The organism is Halolactibacillus sp. JCM 19043 (genome assembly GCF_001310395.1).
Classification (GTDB): domain Bacteria; phylum Bacillota; class Bacilli; order Bacillales; family Amphibacillaceae; genus Halolactibacillus; species Halolactibacillus miurensis.
This window is the reverse complement of sequence record NZ_BAXD01000019.1, coordinates 22,282-48,303: the sequence shown is the minus strand read 5'-3', so window position 1 is coordinate 48,303 and position 26,022 is coordinate 22,282. Positions and strand designations below refer to the sequence as shown.

The 26,022-nt window shown below is 38.9% G+C and carries 26 protein-coding genes and 4 pseudogenes; 25 read left to right on the top strand and 5 right to left on the bottom strand.

Annotation, left to right across the window (positions count from 1 at the left end; all coding sequences use genetic code 11):
- Nucleotides 1-18 precede the first annotated feature (18 nt).
- On the top strand, nucleotides 19-1,035 hold the full coding sequence (locus JCM19043_RS10030; protein WP_062322198.1) for a PepSY domain-containing protein: 1,017 nt from the start codon (nucleotides 19-21) through the stop codon (nucleotides 1,033-1,035).
- Between the two features lie 166 nt (nucleotides 1,036-1,201).
- Here the strand turns inward: JCM19043_RS10030 and JCM19043_RS10025 are convergent, their stop codons facing one another.
- Entirely contained in the window at nucleotides 1,202-1,402 is a 201-nt protein-coding gene (locus JCM19043_RS10025) for a cold-shock protein (RefSeq protein ID WP_062322196.1), read from the bottom strand.
- A gap of 438 nt (nucleotides 1,403-1,840) precedes the next feature.
- On the opposite strand from JCM19043_RS10025, the gene rlmN reads away from it, so the two are divergent.
- The 5 genes and pseudogenes from rlmN to JCM19043_RS09995 all read left to right on the top strand — a co-directional run bounded on the left by rlmN (nucleotide 1,841) and on the right by JCM19043_RS09995 (nucleotide 7,982).
- Nucleotides 1,841-2,908: a 23S rRNA (adenine(2503)-C(2))-methyltransferase RlmN gene (gene rlmN, locus JCM19043_RS10015; RefSeq protein ID WP_062322191.1), complete on the top strand. Its 1,068-nt coding sequence runs from the start codon at nucleotides 1,841-1,843 to the stop codon at nucleotides 2,906-2,908.
- Nucleotides 2,909-3,100: 192 nt separating this feature from the next.
- Nucleotides 3,101-3,589 (top strand): hypothetical protein, encoded by a 489-nt coding sequence (locus JCM19043_RS10010; protein WP_062322190.1) that lies wholly within the window; start codon nucleotides 3,101-3,103, stop codon nucleotides 3,587-3,589.
- On the top strand, nucleotides 3,580-4,110 hold the full coding sequence (locus JCM19043_RS10005; RefSeq protein ID WP_062322187.1) for a permease: 531 nt from the start codon (nucleotides 3,580-3,582) through the stop codon (nucleotides 4,108-4,110). The genes JCM19043_RS10010 and JCM19043_RS10005 overlap by 10 nt, the downstream gene beginning before the upstream one ends.
- A gap of 413 nt (nucleotides 4,111-4,523) precedes the next feature.
- Nucleotides 4,524-6,203, top strand: a complete 1,680-nt coding sequence (locus JCM19043_RS10000) for an alpha-glucosidase (protein WP_062322185.1) — start codon at nucleotides 4,524-4,526, stop codon at nucleotides 6,201-6,203.
- A 100-nt stretch (nucleotides 6,204-6,303) separates the two neighbouring features.
- Nucleotides 6,304-7,982 (top strand): annotated as a pseudogene (locus JCM19043_RS09995) (alpha-glucosidase).
- A 92-nt stretch (nucleotides 7,983-8,074) separates the two neighbouring features.
- Here JCM19043_RS09995 and metA read toward each other — a convergent pair.
- The 4 genes and pseudogenes from metA to JCM19043_RS09975 form a co-directional block, all read right to left on the bottom strand.
- Nucleotides 8,075-8,982, bottom strand: a pseudogene (gene metA / locus JCM19043_RS09990) (homoserine O-succinyltransferase).
- Nucleotides 8,983-9,110: 128 nt separating this feature from the next.
- Entirely contained in the window at nucleotides 9,111-9,251 is a 141-nt protein-coding gene (locus tag JCM19043_RS09985) for a YvrJ family protein (protein WP_062322183.1), read from the bottom strand.
- 72 nt (nucleotides 9,252-9,323) lie between these two features.
- Nucleotides 9,324-9,539, bottom strand: coding sequence for a DUF2922 domain-containing protein (locus JCM19043_RS09980; protein ID WP_062322181.1), 216 nt, complete (start codon nucleotides 9,537-9,539; stop codon nucleotides 9,324-9,326).
- A gap of 40 nt (nucleotides 9,540-9,579) precedes the next feature.
- Complete coding sequence (locus tag JCM19043_RS09975; protein ID WP_062322179.1) at nucleotides 9,580-9,801, bottom strand: DUF1659 domain-containing protein; 222 nt, start codon at nucleotides 9,799-9,801, stop codon at nucleotides 9,580-9,582.
- 135 nt (nucleotides 9,802-9,936) lie between these two features.
- Here JCM19043_RS09975 and JCM19043_RS09970 point away from each other — a divergent pair, with 135 nt between their 5' ends.
- The 19 genes and pseudogenes from JCM19043_RS09970 to JCM19043_RS16480 all read left to right on the top strand — a co-directional run bounded on the left by JCM19043_RS09970 (nucleotide 9,937) and on the right by JCM19043_RS16480 (nucleotide 25,937).
- On the top strand, nucleotides 9,937-10,953 hold the full coding sequence (locus tag JCM19043_RS09970) for a S66 peptidase family protein (protein WP_062322177.1): 1,017 nt from the start codon (nucleotides 9,937-9,939) through the stop codon (nucleotides 10,951-10,953).
- 528 nt (nucleotides 10,954-11,481) lie between these two features.
- On the top strand, nucleotides 11,482-12,258 hold the full coding sequence (locus JCM19043_RS09965) for a Cof-type HAD-IIB family hydrolase (protein ID WP_062322175.1): 777 nt from the start codon (nucleotides 11,482-11,484) through the stop codon (nucleotides 12,256-12,258).
- Nucleotides 12,259-12,312: 54 nt separating this feature from the next.
- Nucleotides 12,313-12,492 carry a hypothetical protein gene (locus JCM19043_RS09960; protein WP_062322173.1) on the top strand — a complete coding sequence of 60 codons (180 nt, stop codon included), beginning with the start codon at nucleotides 12,313-12,315 and terminating at the stop codon, nucleotides 12,490-12,492.
- 225 nt (nucleotides 12,493-12,717) lie between these two features.
- On the top strand, nucleotides 12,718-12,981 hold the full coding sequence (locus tag JCM19043_RS09955; protein WP_062322171.1) for a DUF6171 family protein: 264 nt from the start codon (nucleotides 12,718-12,720) through the stop codon (nucleotides 12,979-12,981).
- Nucleotides 12,982-12,999: 18 nt separating this feature from the next.
- Nucleotides 13,000-14,163 carry a M20 family metallopeptidase gene (locus JCM19043_RS09950; protein ID WP_062322169.1) on the top strand — a complete coding sequence of 388 codons (1,164 nt, stop codon included), beginning with the start codon at nucleotides 13,000-13,002 and terminating at the stop codon, nucleotides 14,161-14,163.
- Between the two features lie 94 nt (nucleotides 14,164-14,257).
- Nucleotides 14,258-15,106: a transporter substrate-binding domain-containing protein gene (locus JCM19043_RS09945; RefSeq protein WP_062322167.1), complete on the top strand. Its 849-nt coding sequence runs from the start codon at nucleotides 14,258-14,260 to the stop codon at nucleotides 15,104-15,106.
- A 64-nt stretch (nucleotides 15,107-15,170) separates the two neighbouring features.
- Nucleotides 15,171-15,830: an amino acid ABC transporter permease gene (locus tag JCM19043_RS09940; protein ID WP_062322166.1), complete on the top strand. Its 660-nt coding sequence runs from the start codon at nucleotides 15,171-15,173 to the stop codon at nucleotides 15,828-15,830.
- Entirely contained in the window at nucleotides 15,823-16,545 is a 723-nt protein-coding gene (locus tag JCM19043_RS09935; RefSeq protein ID WP_062322164.1) for an amino acid ABC transporter ATP-binding protein, read from the top strand. The genes JCM19043_RS09940 and JCM19043_RS09935 overlap by 8 nt, the downstream gene beginning before the upstream one ends.
- 157 nt (nucleotides 16,546-16,702) lie before the next feature.
- Nucleotides 16,703-17,146 carry a DUF5392 family protein gene (locus tag JCM19043_RS09930; RefSeq protein WP_231631492.1) on the top strand — a complete coding sequence of 148 codons (444 nt, stop codon included), beginning with the start codon at nucleotides 16,703-16,705 and terminating at the stop codon, nucleotides 17,144-17,146.
- Nucleotides 17,147-17,309: 163 nt separating this feature from the next.
- Complete coding sequence (locus JCM19043_RS09925) at nucleotides 17,310-17,519, top strand: hypothetical protein (RefSeq protein ID WP_062322161.1); 210 nt, start codon at nucleotides 17,310-17,312, stop codon at nucleotides 17,517-17,519.
- 121 nt (nucleotides 17,520-17,640) lie between these two features.
- Nucleotides 17,641-18,596, top strand: a pseudogene (locus JCM19043_RS09920) (AAA family ATPase).
- On the top strand, nucleotides 18,593-19,681 hold the full coding sequence (locus tag JCM19043_RS09915) for a DUF58 domain-containing protein (RefSeq protein ID WP_062322160.1): 1,089 nt from the start codon (nucleotides 18,593-18,595) through the stop codon (nucleotides 19,679-19,681). Before JCM19043_RS09920 ends, JCM19043_RS09915 begins: the two are co-directional and overlap by 4 nt.
- On the top strand, nucleotides 19,681-20,949 hold the full coding sequence (locus tag JCM19043_RS09910; protein ID WP_062322158.1) for a DUF4129 domain-containing protein: 1,269 nt from the start codon (nucleotides 19,681-19,683) through the stop codon (nucleotides 20,947-20,949). Before JCM19043_RS09915 ends, JCM19043_RS09910 begins: the two co-directional genes overlap by 1 nt.
- 99 nt (nucleotides 20,950-21,048) lie before the next feature.
- A pseudogene (locus JCM19043_RS09905) lies at nucleotides 21,049-21,659 on the top strand (alpha/beta hydrolase).
- A 277-nt stretch (nucleotides 21,660-21,936) separates the two neighbouring features.
- Nucleotides 21,937-22,326: a GntR family transcriptional regulator gene (locus JCM19043_RS09900; protein WP_062322156.1), complete on the top strand. Its 390-nt coding sequence runs from the start codon at nucleotides 21,937-21,939 to the stop codon at nucleotides 22,324-22,326.
- Complete coding sequence (locus tag JCM19043_RS09895; RefSeq protein WP_062322153.1) at nucleotides 22,319-23,215, top strand: ABC transporter ATP-binding protein; 897 nt, start codon at nucleotides 22,319-22,321, stop codon at nucleotides 23,213-23,215. Before JCM19043_RS09900 ends, JCM19043_RS09895 begins: the two co-directional genes overlap by 8 nt.
- Nucleotides 23,190-25,127, top strand: coding sequence for an ABC transporter permease (locus JCM19043_RS09890; RefSeq protein ID WP_062322151.1), 1,938 nt, complete (start codon nucleotides 23,190-23,192; stop codon nucleotides 25,125-25,127). The genes JCM19043_RS09895 and JCM19043_RS09890 overlap by 26 nt, the downstream gene beginning before the upstream one ends.
- Before the next feature lie 61 nt (nucleotides 25,128-25,188).
- Nucleotides 25,189-25,725: an RNA polymerase sigma factor gene (locus JCM19043_RS09885; protein ID WP_062322149.1), complete on the top strand. Its 537-nt coding sequence runs from the start codon at nucleotides 25,189-25,191 to the stop codon at nucleotides 25,723-25,725.
- 74 nt (nucleotides 25,726-25,799) lie between these two features.
- On the top strand, nucleotides 25,800-25,937 hold the full coding sequence (locus JCM19043_RS16480; protein ID WP_156321390.1) for a hypothetical protein: 138 nt from the start codon (nucleotides 25,800-25,802) through the stop codon (nucleotides 25,935-25,937).
- Nucleotides 25,938-26,022: the final 85 nt, after the last annotated feature.

The following is a 26,022-nucleotide window of genomic DNA, read 5'->3' as shown; positions in this document are numbered from 1 at the left end:
AAAGGGAGGATGATAAAAATGAAATCAACAATGGTAAAAGTAATCGGAAGTCTTGTCGGTGGGCTGGCTGTCTTTCTTATCAGTGCGTATGTATTCCAATATGCTATGGGCACAACAGAAGCTAAGATGTCGATCGAAGAGATTGAGTCGCTTGCTAGCGAACGCTTTCCTGGAGAAGTAGTCGAAGTTGAATATGATGACAACACGTACGAAATTGAAATTAAAATGGATACGCAGTCATTTGAATTGGTATTAGATGCAACAACGGGAGAAATCCTTTACTTAGAAGAAAAGAATCATTCCGTCGCAACAGCGAATGATCGTGAACAAGCGGATCAACCTAAACAAGAAGCAACTGCTGATCAATCAGGTGAAGTAACAACGACAGATGAAGAACAAGTAGATACATCTACTGACTCAGATCCTGCCTCTGAATCTGACAGCTCAACTGTTGATGGAACGACAGATGACTCAAAAGAACCAGTGTCAGAACAAGAAGAATCGAAAGGTGATGAAGAACTGTCATCTAATCAATCGATTCCAAATGAAAATGCCTCCGATGTAGCTAAAGAAACAGTAGCCAATACACCGGCTGTTATGATTAATCGAGGACAGGCACAGAAAATCGCAAGAGAAAAAGCAAACAATGCAAAAGTGACTGAAATTGAACTTGAAGAAGATGATGGCATGACTTACTATCAAGTCGAACTTGAAAATGATACGCATGAATTTGAAGTAGAGATTGATGCTTTTACCGGAAAAGTGCTCATTATTGAGATGGAGCAGCGCGATGACCAAACAACCGCTAAAAGTCAAGTCATGTCACGTGATGCTGTGCGTCAATTATTAACTAAAAATTATGCGGACTATCGAATTGAAAAAATAGAGTTAGATAACGATGATGGTCGTATGGTATATGACATTGAATTAAAAGCTGGTCGGGTAGAAATTGAGATGGCATTAGATGCTGTCTCTGGCGATGTTTTAGACTTTGATAAAGAAGTAGACGACGAAGATGATCGGGATGATGATTAAAGTAAAAGGGGCTAAGGCCTCTTTTTTTCTTTTTTAAAACAACGCCATTATGGTGTAAGTCATTGATCACGATGGGTCATCTCACAAGTATATGCGGGTTGATAAATAAAAATAATCAACAAAAAAAGGAAGCGACAGAATCGCTTCCTTTGTGTGTTAGGTCTAATTAGTTCTTTTCAACGTTAGCTGCTTGTGGTCCGCGGTTACCTTCTTCGATATCGAAAGTTACTGCTTGTCCTTCTTCAAGTGTTTTAAAGCCATCGCCTTGGATTGCTGAGAAGTGTACGAATACATCGTCTTGTCCTTCTACTTCGATAAATCCAAAACCTTTGTCTGCGTTAAACCATTTTACTGTACCTTGTGCCATATTACTTTTCCTCCTAGTGTGGTTATTCCACACAATTGTATTACTATTCTTGCTCAAGCATCAAAACGAAAACTTTCACGTTGCTAGTTACTTGAAGTGTTTTTGCAGTCGAACAAAATAGCTAAGTTCATTATAGCAGGCGTTTTTAATAAATGCAACCCTATCGGAAGAGAAATTGTTGCTTTCGTCTATAAAATTCTGACTTTTTTTAAAAATATAGAAATGAAGCTTGATATGATAGGGTTTAGCACGGTAAAAATAAAAGAAAAAAATATAAATTTATTTTGAGATAGCGCTTGAATAGCACGTTTTTTCGTTGGCTTCATCATTTTTTAGCTATATAATGAGAGGAAAAGGTTGCGTAAAAAGACGTGAACCTATAATATAAGTAAGTGATTTAACTGTACGGTGGATTTAACAACAAAGGGGAAATGATTTATGTCAAACAAACCATCCATTTATGGCTTAACGAAAGACCAATTAACCGATTGGTTTTTAAGTCAAGGATTAAAGAAATTTAGAGCGACACAAGTGTGGGATTGGTTATATGTTAAACGTGTTAAAAACTTTGAAGATATGACGAACCTACCTAAAGACACGCGTGATTTATTAGAAGCGCATTTTACGATCGGGACATTAGAAGAAGAGATCAAGCAGGAATCAAAAGATGGGACAATTAAGTTCCTATTTAAATTATCAGATGGTAACTTAATTGAAACAGTTTTGATGCGTTTTTCTTATGGTCTATCCGTATGTGTGACAACACAGGTTGGCTGTAACATCGGCTGTACGTTTTGTGCCAGTGGGTTATTAAAGAAGAATCGCGACTTAACGAGCGGTGAAATTGTTGAACAAATTATGAAGGTGCAACATGCCCTTGATGAAAAAGGTTTAGATGAACGCGTGAGTCATATCGTTGTGATGGGTATTGGCGAACCATTTGATAACTATGATCATACGATGGCGTTCTTACGTATCGTAAATGATCAAAAAGGATTATCGATTGGTGCACGGCACATTACTGTTTCAACAAGTGGTCTTGCGCATAAAATCAGAGATTTTGCTGATGAGAACTTACAAGTAAACTTAGCTGTCTCACTCCATGCACCAAATGATGAACTAAGAACGTCTATTATGAAGATCAATCGAGCTTTCCCGATTCAAAAGTTAATGGACAGTATTGATTATTACTTAAAAACGACCAATCGACGGATCACATTTGAATATATTCTTTTAAAAGATGTGAATGATCATGTGAAAGAAGCAAAACAATTGGCGAAGTTATTAAAAGATAAACGTCATTTGAGTTATGTGAATCTCATTCCGTATAATCCTGTTGCTGAACATAATCAATATGATCGTAGTGAAAAGAAACAAATTTTAGCTTTCTATGAAGCCCTACTTAAAGAAGGGATCAACTGCGGGGTCCGAGTTGAACAAGGGTCAGACATTGACGCGGCCTGTGGTCAACTGCGCAGTAAACAAATGAAAAAACAACAAGCTTAACTAAAAGACAAAACCTATGAGCATCATTCTAGGTTTTGTCTTATTTTTGTGGATGTATTAAACGTGCTGTTGATACTACCATAGCATTCCTTCAATTTATAGGAAGCGTATGTGAGAAAGTAAGAGACATAAATATTTTGACAGAAAGATCTAATCCTTGTATACCCATAGGGGTATATAAGGAGGGGTTGTATGACTCAATCAATATTTTTATATAGCATCATTATGCTATTGACAGCTTTATCATGGTTTAAGGACCGGCAAAAAACAAAAAAAGCGCTGATGAAAGCTAAAAATATGTTAGTCAAGCTCGCACCAGAGCTGCTAGCTATTTTACTGTTTGTCGGTTTAAGTTTATCCATATTCACACCCGAGACCATTTCATCATTGATCGGTGATCAATCAGGCGTTGTGGGTGTCTTCATCGCTAGTTTTATTGGATCATTTGCGATGCTACCAAGTTTTGTCGTGTTTCCACTGGCGGATACATTAGTGGACAATGGGGCAGGATTAGTCCAAGTATCAGCGTTTATTGCGACCCTTGTCTCTGTTGGTTTTGCTAGTTTACCGATGGAAAGAAAAATCTTCGGTAAAGAGTTTACGTACATGCGAAACTTATCAGCGGTACTCATGGCGTTTGTTTTTAGTTTCGTCATTTGGGTGGTGTTACCATGGCTATAATTAAACGCTTCCGTGCGCTGACCATCTTAAGTATTATCCTGCTTGGTTTGACATGGATCAGTCCTGACCGAGGGACGAATGCTTTATCACTGACAGGCGATAGCTTAATTGACATGTTTTCGTTACTACCACCTATTCTCGTCCTTGTTGGATTAATAGATCAGTGGGTTGATAAAAAAGTCTTAATTAAGTTTATGGGAGATGACTCGAAGTTTCTAGGTGTTATCGTCGCGTTGTTATTAGGAGGACTTGCGGCGGGGCCGATGTATATAGCCTTTCCAATCGCTATTACATTATTAAAGAAAGGTGCGAATATTCGTTATGTCGTGTTTTTCTTAGGGGTATGGACAACCGCAAAGCTACCGATTGTGTTATTCGAAGTGGCGGCATTTGGTTGGCAGTATACATTCATTCATGTGTCTGTTGGACTGATCTTCTTCTATTTTGTCGGTGTATTTTTCGAGAAGCGATTTGATCCAAAAACATTAGTAAAGGAAGATATTACAAGTAATGATAAATAGTCTGCTTAAAACCTCTCATGCGGTTTGTCCGTTTGAGAGGTTTTTTGTGAAAAAAACGTCGTCTTCTCTCAATTTGTATAAGAAAATAAGGTAAGGCATGCCAGGTCACTTTAAATGGATAAAAATAACGGGTGGATTTAAACAGAAAGAATGAAAGCTATTATAAATTAATTTAAGTAAATATATTGCGACCTGAAATGAATTGTGCTATTCTTTTGATAGCGATTAAGTGCAACCGTTTGCCTTAAGGTTTGTTATGGCTAATAATGTATCCGGTTGCAAATGATTTTATACTGTGGCTGATTTAGCGGTCATTCATAATTCGATTAACATGTAATGAGAGAAAAATAGTTATTTGTAAAAAATGCAAAATTGCGCAACTTTTTCATGAATAATATTAAGGAGGCATTAAAATGGGGAAATGGTGGCAAAATTCTACTGTCTATCAGATTTATCCACGTAGTTTTAATGATTCAAATGGCGATGGTATTGGAGATATTAACGGGATTACAGAGCGCTTACCGTACTTAAAACAGTTAGGTATTGAAGTCATTTGGTTATCACCGGTGTATCAATCACCGAATGATGATAATGGCTATGATATTAGTGATTATGAAGCCATTATGGATGAGTTTGGTACAATGGAAGATTATGATCGTATGTTAGCGGAAGCGAACCGGTTAGGATTAAAAATTATGATGGATTTAGTTGTAAATCATACATCAGATGAACATCACTGGTTTATTGAATCAAGACAAAGTAAAGCAAGTGAGAAACGAGACTATTATATTTGGCATGACCCAAAAACAAACGGTGAACCACCAACAAACTGGGCGGCCGCATTTGGTGGCAGTGTGTGGGAGTTTGATGAGGCAACGGGTCAATACTACTTACATCTTTTCAGTAAGAAACAACCTGATTTAAACTGGGAAAATGAAAATATGCGTCACGACATTTATCAGATGATGCGTAACTGGTTAGATAAAGGCGTCGCTGGCTTTAGAATGGATGTCATCAACATGATTTCAAAAGATCCGCGCTATCCAGAAGGTGAATTACTAAAAACGGGTTATAACGATGGCAGTCCGTATTATTTTAATGGACCGAAGGTCCATGACTTCTTACAAGAGATACATCAGGAAGTGTTGGCGGATTATGAAACAATCACCGTTGGTGAAATGCCCAATGTGAATGTAGACCAAGCGAAGCTCTATACAGGTGAGGACCGGAAGGAATTAGATATGGTGTTTCACTTTGATCACGTCGGCTTAGGTGACGGTGAACTCGGTAAGTGGACACCGAAAGAATGGAAACTTACCGAATTAAAAAAGATTTTCACTCGTTGGCAAGAAGGGCTCGACCAAGTGGGGTGGAATAGCTTATATTGGAGCAATCATGATCAACCCCGGGCGATTTCTCGCTTTGGTGATGACCGCGCGCAATACCGGGAAAAGTCAGGTAAGATGCTTGCGACGTGTCTGCATATGTTGAAAGGTACCCCTTACGTGTTCCAAGGTGAAGAGATAGGCATGACCAATGTAAAGTTTGATTCGATTGACGATTACCGGGACCTTGAGTCGATTAATGCTTATCATGAATTAACGGACAAAGGTTTACTGACAGAAGATGAGATGATAAGAGCGATTCATCAACGCGGCCGCGATAATGCGAGAACACCAATGCAGTGGTCAAGTGAGAATCATGCTGGATTTACAACGGGTGAACCTTGGATCAAGGTGAATCCAAACTATCCAGATATTAATGTGAAAGACGCATTAGCACGGGAGGATTCGATTTTTTATTACTACAAACAATTAATTGAACTGAGAAAGCAACATGAGATTTTTGTTAAAGGACGTTATCAGCTGCTTCATCCTGACCGTGAGGATGTATACGTCTATGAGCGCGTATTAGATGACCAAGTGCTTGTTGTCTTAACAAACTTTACGGACCAAGTTGTTTCAGTCGATATGACTGTTGATTTAACGAAGGCTACATGCTTAATTACGAATGAAACAGAAGCAATCAAACAAACAGAAGCTGGCTATACATTACAACCTTACGGGGCGTATGCTTTTTTGTTAAAACGCTAAATAATACTGTAATGAAGTAAGCTGTAATAGCCAACTTAACAGTGTAAGCTATTTAATAACAGTTTTAAAAAAATGAAAGAGATAATAGGGGTGCAGCAACATGACAAAGAAAATTTGGTGGAAAGAAGCGGTCGCTTATCAAGTGTATCCGCGTAGTTTAATGATTCAAATGGTGATGGTATTGGTGATATTAGAGGGATTATTGAAAAGCTCGATTACTTAAAGAATTTCGGCATCGATGTTATTTGGGTCTCACCGATTTATGAATCGCCTAACGATGATAATGGTTATGATATCAGTGATTACCAGGACATTATGGCTGACTTTGGTACAATGGAAGATTTCGATGAGTTACTTAAAGAAACACATAAGCGTGGAATGAAAATCATTATGGACTTAGTAATCAACCATACGTCTGATGAACACCCGTGGTTTATTGAGTCACGTGCGTCAAAAGATAATCCAAAACGTGATTGGTATATTTGGCATCCGGGGAAAGACGGAAAAGAACCGAATAACTGGGAATCTATCTTTAGTGGCTCTGTTTGGGAACATGATGCACAAACCGATGAATACTATATGCATGTCTTTAGTAAAAAGCAGCCGGATTTAAACTGGGAAAATAAAGACGTACGAGATGCTCTCTATGATATGGTTAACTGGTGGTTAGATAAAGGGATTGACGGCTTTAGAGTCGATGCTATCTCCCACATCAAAAAACGTGAAGGTTTTCCTGACTTACCTAATCCAGAGAATAAGAAGTATGTCCCGTCATTTGATCATCATATGAATCAACCGGGGATCGATACATTCTTATCAGAGTTCGCCCAAAAAACATTAAAAAACTATGATATTATGACTGTGGGTGAAGCTAACGGGGTTACGCTAGAAGATGCAGATAAGTGGATTGGCGAAGAAGATGGTTATTTTAATATGATCTTCCAATTTGATCATTTAAGTCTTTGGGGGACAAGTGTGGACGGCGGTCTTGATTTAGACGCCTTAAAAGCCGCTTTAACGAAATGGCAAGTTGGCTTAGATGGCCATGGTTGGAATGCGTTATTTTTAGAAAACCATGATCAACCGCGTTCGGTCTCAACGTGGGGGAATGATACCGATCTACGTCAAACATCCGCAAAAGCACTTGCGACCCTTTATTTCTTAATGCAAGGGACGCCGTTTATTTATCAAGGCCAAGAGATTGGGATGACCAATGTCCAGTTTGATTCAATTGATGATTATAATGATGTGGCGATTAAGAATCGTTACAAACATGAAAGAGAAGACGGCAAGTCTCATGAAGAAATCATGGCCTCGATTTGGAAAAACGGCCGCGATAATTCACGAACACCGATGCAGTGGGATCAGTCGCCTATGGCTGGCTTTACGACGGGCACACCTTGGCTTAAAGTGAATCCAAATTATCCAGATATTAATGTGAAGCACAACGTTGAAGACCCACATTCGGTCTATCATTACTACAAACGGTTAATTGAAATAAGAAAAGCGAGTGATGTATTAATCTATGGTCATTACACGCTCATTGAAGGTGAACATGAACAAGTCTATAGTTATTTACGTCACGACGAAGAACATGACGAAAGGTATATCATTGTCGTGAACATGTTTGATGTGAATACAACCATCGACTTTACCGGTGACTATGAGCTGGTCGATTGTGTCTTATCAAATTACGTTGTAACAGAAAAGACGCTAAATCTTCACTTACGTCCTTATGAGGCGCGGGTCTATAAAGTCTTACCGAAAAAATTAGTGTAACAAGTTAATTAAACATTAAATAGCCTTCTTTTATAGTAAGATGAAAAAAACCAAGTGACGGGTAAAATCTCGGCCACTTGGTTTTTTGTTTTTTAATCCCACTTAAACGGGGTTTCTTGATACACGTAATAGTTTAACCAGTTTGAAAACAGTAAATAGGCTAGCGAACGCCAGCGATTTCTAGGGGTGGCATCCGTATTGTTATTAGGGAAATAGTTTACCGGTGCATCAATTTTGATGCCTTTATTTAAGTCGCGAATAAATTCTTCATTTAAAGTATCGGCATCATATTCGATATGACCGGTAATCATCACGTGTCGTTCGTCTTTTGAGGCGATCAGTAACGGACCGGCTTCTTTTGAATCATCTAACATCAAGAGGTCAGGGTGATGTTTCAGCTGGTCATAGATTGCATCCGTGTTACGTGAATGTGGCGCTAAAAATTCATCGTTAATGCCGCGCATCAGCTTATTTGTCGCTTCTATTCGGTTATGCATAAAAATCCCAGAGATTTTTTTCTCGCGAGGCTGTTTATTAATGCCGTAATGATGATACAGAGCTGCTTGTGCGCCCCAACAAATATGCAAGGTTGAAGTGACGTGGTCTTTGGTCCAGTTCATGATCTCTACCATTTCAGGCCAGTAATCAACGTTTTCAAAATCGAGATGTTCAACCGGTGCACCGGTGATGATCATCCATCATAGTGACGTGACTTTACAGCTTCAAAAGTTTGATAAAACTTTTCTAAGTGTGATTTAGTGACATTTTTTGATTCATACGTAGCGGTATGAATGAAGTCTACATTGACCTGAAGTGGTGAGTTACTGAGTAACCTTAACAGTTGTGTCTCTGTACGTTCTTTTTCAGGCATGAGATTCAACAACAATAAATTAAGCGGACGGATATCTTGTGTCGTCGCTCGATCGGATTCCATAATAAAGATATTTTCTTTTTCTAATATCGGTCGTGCAGGTAATGCATGTGGTACATTAATAGGCAATCAAAATCCCCCCGTTCGTCAAATCTATTTGTCTATTATAGCTTGATTGACGTATGTATTCAATAAATAAAGAAAATTCAGATATAAACCATCATTGTCTATTATAAAAGAGACAATGATGGGTTATATTAGATTTTTAAGCGATCAGGTAAGGTAACAATTGACTCAATTAATGTGTTGAGTTTCGTTTCAATCCGGTGTAGTAAATAAAAGGTCACTACAATCGGAAAACCTAAATCAGCGATTAATTGGATCCATTGAGGGTCCATTTAAAATTCCTCCTCTCAAAAGGTGATAGACAAACAGGAGGCCGTATGGCCTCCTAATGTCAGGTCGGGTTATTAACCAAGCGTAATATCTGTAACTTGACGTTCAACGATACGCGCACTCTCTTTTTTAACGAGATCACCGCCTGATGAGATAAAGGCATTCTCGGTCACGATTGTATCCATGACCGTGTTGATTAAGGCAGGATCAACCGGTTCAACCGGTGCATCGAGTGACAATGTCACGATTTTATCATCGGCATTTCTAAATTTAAGTTCTAAAACTTTCATAGTATAGCCACCTCCTTTCTTAAAAAATCAGCGTGATTGATTACTCTGGAGAGATCAGAGACGTGTCATTACGCTTGATTTCCATTAAGGGATACTGTTGAAGCGAGCTAAGCGCGTTACTTACGACAAGTAATGCATCCGGTGTTGCGTCGGTTTTGACGTTGTTAAATGACTTTGTTTTCACAACGTCTTTACCTTCTAAATCTACGCCAGTAATGAAGTATAACTGTAAACGTGTGTTTGTGGTTACTTGAGTTGCCATGGTGCCTCACCTCCTTTCACAACTATAATCGTCATGAGAAAATAAAGGAGGCGGGAAATAGGTGACTAATTGTGCTATGATAATATCTAATTTTCAAATTATATTATCTAATCCAATTTTGAGTAGAGGTGCAAAATGATAACATATCCAGTATTTACAAATGATTCAACAATCGGAGTAACAGCGCCATCATCGGGTGTTGGAGAAGATCTACATAATATACTCAATCAAGCAATTAAAAGAATGCAAACTAAAGGATTTAACGTTGTTTCAGGGGACACTGCTTGGACTCAAATTAAAGCAAAGTCCGCATCTGCAATCCAACGTGCCAAAGAGTTTAACTCAATGATTCAAAGTGATGAAATTGAAGTTATTATTCCTCCATGGGGTGGGGAGCTTTTAATCGAAATACTAGAATATGTTGAATTCGATAAGGTGCAAAACAAGTGGATCTTAGGCTATTCTGATCTAAGTGTATTGCTATTAGCTATCACATTAACAAAAGGTCTTGCAACAGCCCATGGAACAAATTTAGTTGATTTAAGAGGAGAATATTCGGATGAAACAACGGCTATGTGGGAGCCTGTTTTAGCAACTAATAGAGATGAAACGATTGTTCAAAAGTCGTCACAACTATATCAAAAGGAGTGGAGTCACAATAGTCCATCACCTTGCGTCTTTAATCTAACTGAAAAAACGTATTGGAAAACTATCGATAATGAACCATTTCATATAGAAGGTCGTCTTCTTGGTGGGTGCATTGATGTAATTCGCCATTTAATTGGAACGCCTTTTGGTGACGTAAGAACATTTAGAGATAAATACATAACTAATGAACCAGTTGTATGGTATTTAGAGAACTGTGAATTGAATACGACTGATTTAAGAAGGTCTTTGGTACAAATGAAGTTAGCAGGTTGGTTTGAAGGATGTTCAGGCATACTATTCGGTCGAAGTGATGCAAACGTACCTGTAAGTGGTTACACAATTGAAGACGTGTATGCAGATATTGCCCGTGAATTGCAAATACCGATTGCCTATGATATTGATTGCGGCCATGTGCCGCCACAGATTACTTTTATAAATGGGGCATATGCAGAACTCCGAGTAGAAGATGGAGAAGGCACTGTAAAACAGACTTTTAAGCCTTGATAAACACACTATCTAGAACAGGGATGTATGACGGTTAGTATCGGAAATGTCACTACATAAATACCGAATTCACCCATTAGAATCCGATGTAGTTTTATCAACGTATTTTTTACTGACAAGACAACAAATATAAATACACTCCGAAGCCTCTATATGTAAACATATTGACTGAATCATTGGTATTGTTATTTTGATTGGTGTGATAAAGTGGCTTACGTACCTGATGGCGGAGCCATAGAATCAAATCAGAGCCGTGTTTCTTATCGCATGAAGAAGCGTGGCGTGCATTGGAGTTAAGCAGGTGCTCTAGGTATGGTCAAGCTTCGTCAAGTACGCGCGAATAACATGTTAAGAACTGTGTGCCTAAATCATTCATCGCGGTAGAAAAAAACGCACACTTAAATCTTTATTTAATCATCTTACCGAGAACAACTTGATACACACTGACTAAAATGTCCGACAGAAATTCCACGATAGATATGGTATACTATTGGGAGAAATTAAAAAGAGACAAAGGCGGGAGCAATCATGACAAAAAAACTCATCTTCTTCGATATTGATGGCACGCTGTTAAACCATGATAAACAGTTACCAGAAAAAGCGATCGAAGCGATACACAGATTAAAAGAAAAAGGCCATATCGTCGCCATCGCGACTGGACGTGGTCCATTTATGTATGAAGATATTCGCAAAACACTCGGCGTAGATACTTACGTCAGTTATAATGGATCGTTCGTCGTCTATGAAGAAAATGTGATTTATACAGCACCTCTTGATAAGCGTGCCCTGCTTCAACTTGAAGTAGAGGGACATGAAAATAACCATCCGATGATGTTTATGGATCATCAAAATATGCGTCAAAACGTGGAGAATCACCCATCGATTGATGAAAGTATCGCGACCCTTAAGTTAACTTTTACCCCAGATTATGATCCGAGTTATCATGCAGGACGTGACCTTTATCAAGCATTGTTCTTTGTGGACCAAGAAGAAATCAAACAATATGAAGGTCGTTATCCAGAGTTTGAATTTGTCCGTTGGCACCCACTTTCCGTTGATATTTTACCGGCAGGTGGCTCGAAATGGCGCGGAATTAAACAATTAATTGACTACTTAAACATCGACCCAAGTGATGTCTATGCTTTTGGCGATGGATTGAATGACGTTGAGATGCTCGAAAATATTCACAACAGTGTGGCGATGGGCAACGGCTGTTCAGAGGCGAAGCAAGTCGCAGATTATGTAACGGCTGATGTTGACGAAGATGGGTTGTATCTAGGTATTAAAGAAATGGGCTTGATTTAAAGCGTAAAACAGTTCAAATGCATAACTGTACGAAGAATTAGGAGGGTCTGGTGGATGGATAAAGTGCTACATCTGTTGCTGGTGATCATGTTACTTGTTATAGTGGTATTAACGTATCGTGTTTTTTTTCATTTACCAACGGACCCACTAGCATTAGGAGAGCTCCAAGTAAGTCTAGCCAGTGCTTACCTGATTTTTTTAGTCCTATTATTTTTTCAACAACATAAAAAGTAACCCGATTTTCTTGAATAATGAAGGCATAACAAAAGACTATTACTTTCAGCGCTTTTTCTGAAGGGTAGTCTTTTTTATTGTATGATAATGGTAAGACAGTGAGCGAAGACTGATTCAGTGCTTATCTGACTAGTGAATAAGCAAAAGAAGTTCGTTCGTTAGACTATTCGTTTTCATTATTTTCTGATATTATATTAGTCATTGGGATAAAGAGGTGAGGTAGTGATGGTATGTTATGGGTGCACTGAAACAGTCAGGCGTACACCAGAAGAAGTGGAACAACTCGTGAGTGAACAATTATCGTTTGAAACAGACCTTGTTTCAGAAGATACTTATCAAAAACGACTGGCACATTGTTACGCTTGTGATCAGTTAGATTATGATACAACGTGCCGTGTATGTGGCTGCTTTGTGCAATTTAGAGCTAGACTCAGTTATAAAGCGTGCCCACATATAGAAGAAAAAAGATGGGATAAGGTTAATACATAAACGAAGGGGAAGATAAAGATGGAACAACAAATATTTGACTGGATGGATCAGATTGAACAGGATTTACTTGATATTCGGACGCACTTATTTGAAAACCCAGAGCTCGGCGATCAGGAATTTATCGCACAAGAAACGTTAGTCGATTATTTAACGCAACATGCCTTTACGGTAGAGACGGGATTGGTTGAGCGACCAACGTCATTCCGGGCGACGTATAAAGGGAATAAAGAGGGTCCGACGATTGGTATTATGGCTGAATATGATGCCTTACCGGGTGTTGGTCATGGTTGTGGCCATAACTTAATTGCGACGATGGGAATTGGTGCAGGTATTCTATTAAGTAAAGTGATTGATGAATCTGGTGGCACAGTCATTGTTTACGGAACGCCAGCTGAAGAAACAAATGGTGCGAAAGTGCCGATGGCAGACGAAGGTCTGTTTGATGTGTGTGACGTGGCGATGATGGTGCACCCAGCAGGCGTATCAGCGAAAAGTGGCGAGTCACTGGCGATGGATGCGATTGAGTTTCGTTATGAAGGGAAGACAAGCCATGCGGCAGCGTCACCTGAAGAGGGCATTAATGCGCTTGACAGTGTGATTCAACTCTTTAACGGTATTAACGCTTTAAGACAGCACGTAAAAGATGACGTCAGAATTCATGGCGTGATTACAGAAGGTGGTCAAGCAGCCAACGTTGTCCCAGATCTTGCGATCAGCCAGTTCTATATTCGTGCAAAAGAACGTTACTATGTCGATGACGTCGTAGAAAAAGTGAAGAAAATCGCTGAAGGTGCAGCTCTTATGACCGGTGCAACGTTATCGATGAGAAATTACGAACTCAGCTATGATAACATGATTACGAATGAAACATTATCGAATATTTATACAGAACAACTTTATAAGGCTGGTGAGACGGAGATTGAAGAAGCGCGTGGTGGTTTAGGTTCTATGGACATCGGTAATGTCAGTCATAGAGTGCCGTCGATTCATCCTTACATTGGTATGGGTAAAGCAGGACTTGTCGCACATACGACGGATTTTAGAGACCAAACGATGACAGAGGGCGGGGAACTTGCCTTAAGACGTGGGGCGCTTTCGATGGCATTAACTGGCCTGAAATGCTTGACAGATCAAGATTTATTGGCAGAAATCAAACAAGAATTTGCGAACAGAAAAAAATAATTTAATGATTTTTAAATTTTTCACTTCCCAAAAGCAAATAAATTTGTTAAAATTCATAATCATGAATAAATATACAAATGAAGGGGAGAAAAAAATGAAAAAACTTACGATGCTTTTTCTTATGTTAGTGGCGACATTAATGATTGGTTTAACAGCTTGTGGTGCTGGTGAAGGAGATGCCTTACCAGATGTCGATAATACAGGCGGAGATGAATCAGCAGAAGATACAGACAGTGAAACAGATGATACAGACGCAGAATCAGATGATGAAGATAATATTTTAGTGATGGCCACATCACCGGATTACCCACCGTTTGAGTCATTAGATGTGGACGGGGAATTTGTTGGTTTTGATATTGAACTGGCGAAACTCATTGCGGAAGAACTCGGTATGGAACTTGAGATTCGCGATATGAAATTTGATGGGTTAATTGGTGCGCTACAAGCAGAGCGTGTGGATATGGTGCTTTCAGGCATGTCAGCAACAGAGAATCGTCGTCAAAACGTTGATTTCTCAATCGAGTATCACTCATCAGGTGAAATGTTTGTGACACGTAAAGATGAACCAATGACAGATTTAGCTGATTTAGAAGGAAAAACGGTTGGGGTTCAGCTTGGGACAATCCAAGAAGAAGGCGCAAAAGCGATTCAAGAAGACTATGACTTTGAGCTAAAAGCTTTAGATGATGCGCAGATGCTTGTCCAAGAACTAATCACAAACCGTGTCGATGTGATTTACTTAGATAAGCAAGTAGCTAAAGGCTTTATTGAAGCACAAGACTTAGCTGGATTTGACGATCCAACGGATGCTTCACCAGGTATGGCTGTTGCCCTACCTAAAGGAAGTGCTCTTTTAGAAGATGTGAACGCAGCGCTTGAGAGCATTATCGATAGTGGGAAACTACAAGAGCTAGAAGATGAGTTTTTAGCTGAAGAAGAATAAATAGTTTAAAAAAGTATTTTTAAACAAAACAACAAGAAATTTAATAAGGAATGAGGTGTAAGGCATGAATTTGGATTGGAGCCAAATCGTGCCTTATATTCCTTTTATGTTGGAAGGAATATGGGTCACGTTACAATTCGTCATCGTCTCGATTGTGATTGGATTTATTATTGGGACAGTACTGGCATTATTTAAAATAGGATCAATGAAACCGCTCCGTATATTTGCGGATTTTTATACATCGATGTTCCGCGGAACACCGCTGATTTTACAATTAATGATTATTTATTTAGCTGTACCGCAGTTAACAGGTTATGATATTTCGCCGTTCTTATCTGCCATCTTAGCGTTCGGGTTAAATTCATCCGCGTACGTATCAGAAATTATTCGAGCGGGTATTAGTGCGGTCGATAAAGGACAAACAGAAGCGGCCATGGCCCTTGGTGTGCCGTATCGACAGATGATGATTGATATTATCTTGCCGCAAGCACTTAAAAACATTTTACCTGCTTTAATGAACGAATTTATTACGTTAACAAAGGAATCGGCGATTGTGTCAACGATTGGTTATTTGGATTTGATGCGCCGTGGACAGGTCGTAGGCGCCAATCTTTACCGTCCTTTCGAGCCATTGTTGTTCATTGGTCTGATTTACTGGGGCCTCGTGATGGTGTTAAGCTTAATGGGTAAATGGGTTGAAGGGAGATTGAGTAAAGGTGATTAATGTCGAGCATTTATATAAGCGTTTTGGTAAAAACGAGGTATTGAAGGATATTTCGATTGATATTAAACAAGGGGAAGTTGTCTCCGTCATTGGACCGAGTGGTTCTGGTAAATCAACATTTTTACGTTGTATTAACTTACTTGAGACACCAACGGAAGGCAAAATCAGTGTCGCTGGTGTGGATTTAACGGATAAAAACACGAACGTCACAAAGGCGCGCGAAAAAATAGGGATGGTGTTTCAACATTTTCATTTATTTCCTCACCTAACCGTGCTTGAGAATTTAACTTATGCGCCGTTAAAGGTAAAACGATTGTCAAAAGCTGAGGCTGAAGAAAAGGCGTTAGTATTACTTGACCGTGTCGGTTTAAGTGATAAAAAAGATAGCTATCCAAATAGCTTATCGGGTGGACAAAAACAGCGGGTGGCCATTGCGAGAGCGTTAGCGATGGAACCAGACCTCATGTTATTTGATGAACCTACATCGGCCCTTGATCCAGAAATGGTAAAAGAAGTGTTAGATGTTATGAAAGACTTGGCTGAGTCTGGCATGACGATGCTTGTCGTGACCCATGAGATGGGCTTTGCGCGTGAAGTCGCAGACCGGGTGATTTTCTTAGATCAAGGCTTATTAATTGAAGAAGGCGAACCTCATGCATTTTTCAGTCAGCCTAAATCAGAACGAGCGAAAGATTTTCTGGATAAAATTTTATAAACACACCCTCGAACATCAGTGGCACGTGCTACTGATGTTTTCTTGTTATCATCCATCCACTAAAGGTCATGGTCAAATGCGTTGCTTAATCAATAGAATCATCATATAATGTGACTAAGAGCACAAGAATGATAGTAAAACAGGGAGGAGGATCGTTATGCAAACCATTAACCCAAAGGCGTTACCCCCATTTATTCAACAAGAAATGGATAAAATTGCGACGATGATCCGTCCATTAATGAAAAAAGTGTCGCTCTTTTATATGATTGGCTTGCCGCTCTTCATTGTAGGGGTCTTAAATATGGTGTTGCCGTTTCTTAGTTCCGAATTCAGTTCGATTTCGATGACGGCTCGTACGGTATATGCGCTCGTTGCGGCCGTTGGTCTCAGTTTGTTTAGAGAATCACAGTTTTTGAAAAAACAAATGCACCAAATTGTAAAGCGTTATATCGCTGAACGCATTAAAAAAAGCCTTGTCATTGAAGAACATGAGAAAACACGCTACGTCACGCGAGTGAATAAACAAAAACAGATGGACTTGCCACTCTTCTTTCATTTTCTAACTGAAGAACATAAACGAAAAGAAAGACAATATAGGTAACGACTTAAACCAATCACGACGCTACGTGGTTGGTTTTTAATAGTTAAAACAAAGAAACGGCGGCATTGGTCGTAAAAATGTGTTTTTCTGTTGTTTTACATCGAATGATACATTAAAATGGAAAGAGATAATCTAGTGAAAGTGCAAGAGATGAGGTGAGAGAATGGATTTAATCAGAGCGGCGATGGCTGACCCATTTAATAATATTTTAGGCCTATTTATTTATTTCTTAGCTGTTGTAGGCATTACCGTACTAACATTGACTTTATTGTTACATTTGATTCCTAATCCGTTATCAAGGCGTATAAGAAGTGCGATTATCGGTACATTGACGGTCATCATTATTGTACTGTGGGTGTTGCTTGTTTTTTAATAAGTACGGTGAATAAGTGGTCTTCGGCCATTTATTTTTTTTGCTTTTTTGTAACCGCATTCAACTATGTTATAATGGGATTGATTAATATGTTAAAAGAGTAAAATAAAGGAGTGAGGACATGGAAGTCACAGAAATAAAACCGATGATGGACCAGATTAGAAAAGAGATACATAAAGTGATGGTTGGTCAAGACGCGGCGATTGATTTAGTATTAATGAGCTTACTTGCCAATCGTCATACATTATTAGAAGACGTGCCGGGTACAGGTAAGACGTTACTTGCCAAGACACTGGCTAAAGCGATTGATTGTTCGTTTAACCGAGTACAGTTTACCCCGGATTTATTGCCGAGTGACGTGATTGGTTCAACGATTTTCCGGCAAAAAGATGAAGTGTTTGAATTTAATCAAGGACCGATTTTTACGAATATCTTATTAGCCGATGAAATCAACCGGGCGACGCAAGAACACAGTCAAGTTTATTGGAAGCAATGGAAGAACGTCAAGTCACCGTAGATCGAACCACCCACACATTAGCTTCGCCTTTCTTCGTGTTAGCTACCCAAAATCCGCTTGAAAGTCAAGGGACCTTTCCGTTGCCTGAAGCACAACTGGACCGGTTTTTTATTAAAATCAGCTTAGGCTATCCAACGCATGACGATGCTTTAGCGGTACTGAAGCGATTTAAAACAGCGGATCCTTTAACAACGGTTGAGCCGGTTATTACAAAGGAGACGTTAATTGAAGCTCAAGCAGTTTTTACCGATGTCTATATCGACGAGGTCATGTATGACTATATCATTCATTTAACTGAAGCAACGCGACACCATGAAGCGGTGGAAGTTGGATTATCTCCAAGAGGGATGCAAAATCTATTGCGGGCGACGCTTAGTTACGCGGCAATTAAGGGGAGAGACTACGTGATACCAGATGACGTGAAAGCAGTCTTTGGTCCTGTTGTGGCGCACCGCTTAAGTTTTGAACCCATGGCATCTGAACGACCTCTGGTCCTGGTAAAAGATATCCTTGAAAGTGTAGCAGCTCCAACAGAAGTTAAAGGTTCTGATTCAAAATGAATCTTGCCTGGCTGATTATCTTTGTTGTGGCGATTATTTATCTTCAAAGTGTTTTCTTTCAAAAGTTTGGTTTTAAAGGGCTCACGTATAACCGGTCATTTAATAAACAGACCGCATTTCCAAACGAAAAAATTGAAATTATTGATGAGATAACGAATCGAAAATTATTGCCGCTCCCTTGGGTGAGTGTTGAAGCGAAAATGAGTCGTTATCTTGTGTCTGTCGTTAATGAAGAGATCTTAGAAGAAGATGCGTTTCATCAAACGTTGTTCTCGCTATTACCTTATCAACAAATTAAGCGGCGCCACCATATGGTCGTTAAAAAACGCGGCGTCTATCATTTGGCCTCAGTTGCTCTTACTTTAGGAGATATGTTTGGTTTTAGTGATACCTATCAATCACACGAAACGACGGGTAAATTAATTGTTTATCCGAAACTGTACCGAAAAAACACGTTACCTGAAGATGTCCAAGTTTTTTTAGGTGAACATGCGGTGAATCGGTGGATTATTGACGACCCCTTTTTAAAAATTGGGACACGTGACTATCAAACAGGTGATGCCAGTCATAAAATCAACTGGAAACAAACAGCTAAAAGGCGAGACTTACAAGTGAATGAACATGACCATACGCGAGAACTTGACTTAACGATTGTATTAAATGTTGATCAATCGGATGATATTTGGTTACCGGTCAATGATGATGCGCTATTTGAGGAAAGTATATCTATCGTTGGTTCCATGTTTTATCAACTCAATCAACAAGCGGCGCCGTTTCGTTTCTTAACAAATGCGGTCACAATCAACAATCGTCAGCCAGATTTAAATGATGTTCAATTGTTAGAGCAAGGCGTAGGGCAAGGCCACTATCAACAAGGATTAACCACGCTTAGTTACTTAATACCCGAACGTCAACATCATTTTAAACATGTCTTAGACTATTTGATCCGCCGTTCAACAGATGAAACACTCGTTATTCTAACACCAGTCATCACCGAAGTTATTACCACTCGCGTGGAGGCGTTAAAGAAAAACGGGAACCAGGTGACGCTGATTCTAATTAAGGCACCAAAGGAGGTGAGGTGATGTTTGGTCGCGCACTGTTTTTTAGTATGCTGGAAGCCTTCAGTCTCTTTCCAGTCTTTCTCTGGTTAAATGCCTTACTATTTAACGGGGTGTTTGAGGGAGAACGCCTCTTATTGTATTTTCTGATTTATCCACTTGCGACCGCATTGAGTTATATGCATCATCATCTCGTCTCACGCATCGTTTATACGATAGGCATTTTAGCTCTATATGCTGCGATGATTGATTTTTCTTCACGTGCAGTGATGCTTAGTGTGGGGTTATTTATTGCGATAGCTGTCCAACGCGGCTTCTTATACCGCTTATCTGACGCTGAAGCGGTCTTTCCACGTACCTTAATGTGGACCGTTAGTCTGCCGAGTTATTTTGTCAGTTATTTTTTCTTTCAATCAAGCACATTAGAAGATTGGCTTGTTGGCAGTGCCATTATTTTGATAGTAGGGTTATTGTTGTTGACCAATCATGAGCATTTGCAAGCAAAAGACCGACATCATGCTCATCAAAAAAGTATGTTAACAACGATTAAACGACAGAACTCTTTATATTTATTTGTCATTGTGATCGGTATCTTTCTACTTGTAAGGTACAATGTTGTGGCAGCTGGTATTGTTTTTCTTTTACGTCAATTGTTCTACTTACTCGGTCAAGGTGAACCGACAGAAGCCCCACCTGAAGAGAGCATGGGTCCGGTGGCGATGGATTTATCGAATATAGAGGTAAAGGACCCCTCACTGTTTGCACAAATCATGGACAAAGTATTAGAAATCTTAGCAATCGGTATTTTCTCGGTTGTTATACTCTTTTTAATCTACGTGTTATTGAAACGGCTACCGGGAATCGGCAAAAAAATTGAACGAGTTGTTGTCCGCCTTTATCACGTCTTATTTCATCGGCGGTTTCGAACAACCGATGTATCTACGGCTGCTTTTGAGGACGAAACACAACAAGTATTTCAGTGGCAAGCTTGGTTAAACAAGCGCAAAAATAGCTGGAAGAAAGCTGATAAAACGGTAAATTGGCGTGAATTAGATGTGAACAGTCAAGTGCGCTATTTGTTTAGACAACTAGTGGAAAAGGGAACGGCGATGGGTCTAGACTACAGAAAAAGCCAGACGGCTGCTGAGTATGTGTCGATGATGCCAGACGAATTATTTGACCAAGACGACTGGCAATCTCATGTGACAGAGTTGTATCAATTGGCGCGTTATTCCAAACATGATAGCCAATCGGTCGTAAGCTACCTGGAACAACTTGAGCGCCATCATTGAAGTGATGCTTCGGATATGTTATATTTATCTTGAAGTCAAGATAAAAGGTTACGCGGACTTCATTCTTAACGCACAGAATTATTTGAGAGGAGTCGAATCATGAAACATCTCTTTATTGAAAAAGATAAACAAAAACCTGTCTTTTTATTGCTGCACGGGACAGGAGGAACAGAACGTGATTTAATACCGGTTGCTGAACATATAGACCCTGACGCCTCCATTTTATCAGTCAGAGGCAATGTGAATGAAAATGGTATGGCCCGATACTTTAAACGGTTACGTGAAGGTGTTTTTGATGAGGAAAGCCTCGTGTCAGAAACAGAGACGCTTCATCAATTTTTAAATCAAGCAGCGAAAGAATATGACTTTGATCGACAAAAACTTGTCGCTTTAGGCTATTCGAATGGGGCTAACATTGCAGGGAGTTTACTGATGCATTATGAACATAGTTTAAGAAAAGCGATGCTCCTGCACCCAATGGTACCAAGACGCGGGATTGCTTATCCAACACAAGACAAAGTCAAGGTTTTATCGGAGCGGGTCATAATGATCCACTCGTAGATAAAAGTGAAACAGAAGAATTAGTCGGTCTCTTTGAAGGACAAGGCATCGATGTATCGGTGACCTACACCAATCATGGACATGCGCTCTCAAATGAAGAAATAGCGAGCGCTAAAGCGTGGTATGAACAAAATGTGGTACATGAATGATAAATAAGAGCTGATCAACTTATGAACACTTACAGAAGCATCTCTTCTGTAAGTGTTTTTTGGTGCGCTTTTTAACTTTTTAAAAGCTATAAAGTTAGGTCCTATTTTGTGAAAATATAAAATAATATTAAAATAGGTCTTTACAAATAGCATTTATATACTATACTAATAAGTGTACTACTTGAACTAATACAGTTAATACACGTCATACAGTTAAGGTATAAATAGATGATCTCTAAGCATCATAAGTGGATGAGTGAAGGAAGGGGTGAGCCAAGTGTTTGATATTGATTTGCGCAGCCGGGATCCCATTTATCAGCAGCTTGTTGATAAATTTAAACAATTGATTATGAATCATATTTTAGAACCAGATGAAAAACTGCCATCCGTTCGTCAATTGGCTGAAGAGTTAACGGTGAACCCTAATACAATTCAAAAAGCTTACCGTCAATTGGAACAAGAAAATTTTATTTACTCAGTTAAAGGACGGGGTAGTTTTGTCCAAGTTCTTGAAAGTAATGTCGCGAGTGAAAAAATTCAAGACATTCGTAAAGATTTTGAGCACTTGTTAAAAGAAGCGTTGTTTCTTGGTGTAGAGGAAACAACATTGATTGAATGGGTTCAATCCGTTACAAAGAAAGCGAAGGAGGTAAGTGAAGATGATTAATGTGAGACAGGTACAGAAAAAATTCGAAAAAGAGCTTGTGGTTAATATAGATGAAGTGACGATTGAGCAAGGGACGATTTATGGCTTACTCGGATCTAATGGGGCGGGAAAAACAACGTTTCTGAAAATGTTATCAGGTATCATCAAACCAACGTCAGGCACGATTGTATTTGAAGACGAACCCATCTACGAGAATAAAAGATTGAAAGAACGTGTGATTTTCATTCCAGATCAACCGTTTTTCTTTCAACATTACTCAATTAAGCAACTAGCTGACTTTTACCGGGAACAATATCCATCGTTTAATGAAGCACGGTTTAATGAATGCGAGCGGATTTTTAAACTCGATACCAAGAAAAAAGTGCATACTTTCTCAAAAGGGATGCAGCGCCAAGTATCTTTTTGGCTCGCGCTATCCGCGATGCCGGATTACTTAATCTTGGATGAACCGTTTGATGGGCTAGATGCCGTTGTGAGAAAGAAAATAAAAAACTTAATTGTCCGTGACGTTGCTGAGCGCAATATGACCGTATTGATTTCATCACATAACTTGCGCGAAGTTGAAGATCTATGTAACTACATCGGCATTATTCACCGCGGTAAATATGTCATACACCGTGATATTGATGATTTGAAGACGGATGTGCATAAAGTTCAGATTGCTTATAAAACAGCACCTGACGATTTATTTGATGCCTTTAACGTGTTACATCATGAATCAAGAGGTTCTGTTCATATGTTTATTATAAAAGGTGACTTAGATATAATTGAAGGCTATATTCATACGACGTCACCAATCTTATATGATATTTTACCACTGACACTAGAAGAAATATTTGTGTATGAAATGGAGGGGATTGGCTATGCGATGGATCACGTCTTGGTGTAAAAAAGAATTAACCAAACAAAATTTTAGATTAGCAGGCTGGCTCTCTGTTGGATATTTTATCGTTTTATTTTTAAGTATCGTGATAGGACAAATCGATCGGTTTTCCCATATTAATAAAAACCCAAGCAATTATTACTATTATGATAATTTAATGATACACGGGGGATTTATTCCGGCCGTCCTTCTATTTATTATGCCGACATTAACTGCACTTGTCTTGTTTCGTTATCTACATAAGCAAGATGCCAGTGACTTTATTCATAGCTTACCAAGCACCCGAAAGACGATTTACTTGCACCATACGGTCTTTGGTATATTCAGCATCTTAATACCGCAAATTCTAACATATATCAGTCTTTTTATTGTGGATCAAGCAATGGATCATCAGAATTTGCTTGATTTGGCTGATATTAACCGTTGGTTTCACTTAAGTGCTTCAACAGGCCTTATCGTCTTTGCGGTTAGTGTGTTTGTGGCTATGTTGACAGGGGTTACGCTCGTTCAACTGATTTTCACGTATATTTTCTTATTCTTACCAGTCGGTTTAACATTTCTAGTGGTATTCAATATGCATTATGCCTTGCCAGGTCTATCGATGAATTATCTCGTAGAGGATGTGATTATTCACTTTTCACCCCTGACAGATTTAGAGCACGTGTTTATGGAAACTGATATGAACTGGACAAAAGTGATGATTTATTACGGGCTTGCGCTAACCATACTCGTTTTCAGTTATTTTCTATACAAGCGTCGTCCCGTTGAATCAGCCAACCAAGCGATTGCGTTCCATTCGTTGAAACCAATTTTTATCTACAGTTTTACTAGTAGCTTTACACTCATAGGTGGGATGTATTCAGGTATCTTTCAATATGAATTACCCATACTCTTTTTAATGTATATCATTTTTTCAGTGATTGGTTATTACATTAGTCAAATGATTGTTGAGAAAACATGGCGTGTATTTGGGAAAGTGAAACAATTGGGTTACTTTTTTGTTGTTGCGGCGTTAGTAATGATTGGCTTTAGCTTAGACGTGACAGGTTTTGTTCATCGTGTACCAGACCCTGATAAGGTTAAGGAAGTCTACGTGATTGATGATGATTATAATTTTACTGAGCGCGTAAACTATTACGGTAGACAACCTGGGTTCAATGACCCCGAAGATATAAAAAACATTCAAGCCCTTCATGAAGATTTAATCGACTCAGTCGAGCGTCATGACTTTTTAAATTATTATCGTTCAATTAAGATTGTGTACATTCTAGAGAATGGTTCTGAGATGGTTAGAGAATATAGTTTGGATGATGAAGAGTTTGAGCTATACGAGAACTATCACATCACCAACCATCCGATGTACCGCCGCTACAGTGAACCGTTGTTTTATATAAATCCAGCAAAAGCAAATAAAATTGAGGTTAAGTCTGAACATTATAACTATAAAGAATTAAAGATAACGAATCGCGATCAGATAATCGAGCTCATTGAACGCTTGCGTCAAGATACGTTGGCCTTACCCCAGGAAGATCATCTTAACTATATGATGAATTACCTAACAATCCATACTCCTGGTGAACAAGAAGTCTATATTAACTTAGCATATGAATATGAATCAACTTTACAATGGCTTGACGAACAAGGTTTAACAAAAGAAGCGTTAATTCTAACGGAGGATGTAGAAAGAATCGTTATCACGCCGTATAAAGAGGATTTATATCATGAGGCGGCGAGCTATGAAACAGCCTTTACTGATGATGAACGGACTATTTATACATCACCGGAAGCGATTGATCAATTGCTTAGACAAATGACAGCCGGCACAGGTGAACCCACTTATATGATGATGGTTTATTTAAAACAACTGAGTGAACCGTTGATGCGATCACTTGATGAAACGATTGTCTTTCCAGAATAACTGTCTTAAACGTTCCTAATCTAACGAAAAAACATCAAAAAATAAAAAGGAGGTGATCACCATGGAAGCTGTTGCGATGAAAGAAACATCACTGGATATTCACCATCTCTTTAGCTATTATCAAGAAATGGTCTATGTAGCAAAACGGGTCGTCTATGATTACCAAAAGGCTGAAGATGTGGTACAAGAGGCACTGATGAAAGCGATGCGGTCCTACCAACACTTAAAAGAACAAGACAAAGTAAAAGCGTGGTTCCGTACCATCGTGATTCGAACCGCGATTGATACGTATCGAAAAGAGAAAAAAAAAGAACTTGTATCTTTTGACGTTTTAACAGAACAAGGTATTGAGCTTTGTTATTGCGATGATACGGTTGAAAAATCAGTGACATTTCAATGTATGTACCAAGAAGTGCATAACTTGCTCGATGATTTATCACCAAAGCTTAAAGAGGTGATCACGTTAAAATATGAAGATGATTTAAGTGATCAACAAATTGCGGACACGCTGGGTATTTCATTATCAGCAGCTAAAACCCGTATTCACCGAGCCAGAAAACAATTGACAGAATTACGTGAGCAATCGTTATGTCTTTAAAAAAATAGGTAAAGCTTTCATCTTATAGTTTAACCTCTTTCCGGACAAACTAACCGGTAAAGGAGGTGAAAGTGATGAAACAATCGAAAAAAATGTTGCCATTTGCTTTATCTGTTGGTGTAGGAGCGATCACGTATTTATCAATGACGAATAAAGAAACGAAAGACATGGTAAAACCTATGATGAACATGGTGAAGAAAACAACTTTTTAAACCTAACACTTAGCATGAGTATTGACCATATTGACGTGATTTTTAAAAAAATCTCACTAAATATAACCTCAATATCAATGTGCTA

Bases quoted from the DNA above. Each gene is read 5' to 3' on its own strand.
- JCM19043_RS10030 (WP_062322198.1), top strand. From the start codon at position 19: ATGAAATCAACAATGGTAAAAGTAATCGGAAGTCTTGTCGGTGGGCTG.
- JCM19043_RS10025 (WP_062322196.1), bottom strand. From the start codon at position 1,402: ATGGCACAAGGTACAGTAAAATGGTTTAACGCAGACAAAGGTTTTGGA.
- rlmN (WP_062322191.1), top strand. From the start codon at position 1,841: ATGTCAAACAAACCATCCATTTATGGCTTAACGAAAGACCAATTAACC.
- JCM19043_RS10010 (WP_062322190.1), top strand. From the start codon at position 3,101: ATGACTCAATCAATATTTTTATATAGCATCATTATGCTATTGACAGCT.
- JCM19043_RS10005 (WP_062322187.1), top strand. From the start codon at position 3,580: ATGGCTATAATTAAACGCTTCCGTGCGCTGACCATCTTAAGTATTATC.
- JCM19043_RS10000 (WP_062322185.1), top strand. From the start codon at position 4,524: ATGGGGAAATGGTGGCAAAATTCTACTGTCTATCAGATTTATCCACGT.
- JCM19043_RS09985 (WP_062322183.1), bottom strand. From the start codon at position 9,251: ATGGACCCTCAATGGATCCAATTAATCGCTGATTTAGGTTTTCCGATT.
- JCM19043_RS09980 (WP_062322181.1), bottom strand. From the start codon at position 9,539: ATGAAAGTTTTAGAACTTAAATTTAGAAATGCCGATGATAAAATCGTG.
- JCM19043_RS09975 (WP_062322179.1), bottom strand. From the start codon at position 9,801: ATGGCAACTCAAGTAACCACAAACACACGTTTACAGTTATACTTCATT.
- JCM19043_RS09970 (WP_062322177.1), top strand. From the start codon at position 9,937: ATGATAACATATCCAGTATTTACAAATGATTCAACAATCGGAGTAACA.
- JCM19043_RS09965 (WP_062322175.1), top strand. From the start codon at position 11,482: ATGACAAAAAAACTCATCTTCTTCGATATTGATGGCACGCTGTTAAAC.
- JCM19043_RS09960 (WP_062322173.1), top strand. From the start codon at position 12,313: ATGGATAAAGTGCTACATCTGTTGCTGGTGATCATGTTACTTGTTATA.
- JCM19043_RS09955 (WP_062322171.1), top strand. From the start codon at position 12,718: ATGGTATGTTATGGGTGCACTGAAACAGTCAGGCGTACACCAGAAGAA.
- JCM19043_RS09950 (WP_062322169.1), top strand. From the start codon at position 13,000: ATGGAACAACAAATATTTGACTGGATGGATCAGATTGAACAGGATTTA.
- JCM19043_RS09945 (WP_062322167.1), top strand. From the start codon at position 14,258: ATGAAAAAACTTACGATGCTTTTTCTTATGTTAGTGGCGACATTAATG.
- JCM19043_RS09940 (WP_062322166.1), top strand. From the start codon at position 15,171: ATGAATTTGGATTGGAGCCAAATCGTGCCTTATATTCCTTTTATGTTG.
- JCM19043_RS09930 (WP_231631492.1), top strand. From the start codon at position 16,703: ATGCAAACCATTAACCCAAAGGCGTTACCCCCATTTATTCAACAAGAA.
- JCM19043_RS09925 (WP_062322161.1), top strand. From the start codon at position 17,310: ATGGATTTAATCAGAGCGGCGATGGCTGACCCATTTAATAATATTTTA.
- JCM19043_RS09915 (WP_062322160.1), top strand. From the start codon at position 18,593: ATGAATCTTGCCTGGCTGATTATCTTTGTTGTGGCGATTATTTATCTT.
- JCM19043_RS09910 (WP_062322158.1), top strand. From the start codon at position 19,681: ATGTTTGGTCGCGCACTGTTTTTTAGTATGCTGGAAGCCTTCAGTCTC.
- JCM19043_RS09895 (WP_062322153.1), top strand. From the start codon at position 22,319: ATGATTAATGTGAGACAGGTACAGAAAAAATTCGAAAAAGAGCTTGTG.
- JCM19043_RS09890 (WP_062322151.1), top strand. From the start codon at position 23,190: ATGCGATGGATCACGTCTTGGTGTAAAAAAGAATTAACCAAACAAAAT.
- JCM19043_RS09885 (WP_062322149.1), top strand. From the start codon at position 25,189: ATGGAAGCTGTTGCGATGAAAGAAACATCACTGGATATTCACCATCTC.
- JCM19043_RS16480 (WP_156321390.1), top strand. From the start codon at position 25,800: ATGAAACAATCGAAAAAAATGTTGCCATTTGCTTTATCTGTTGGTGTA.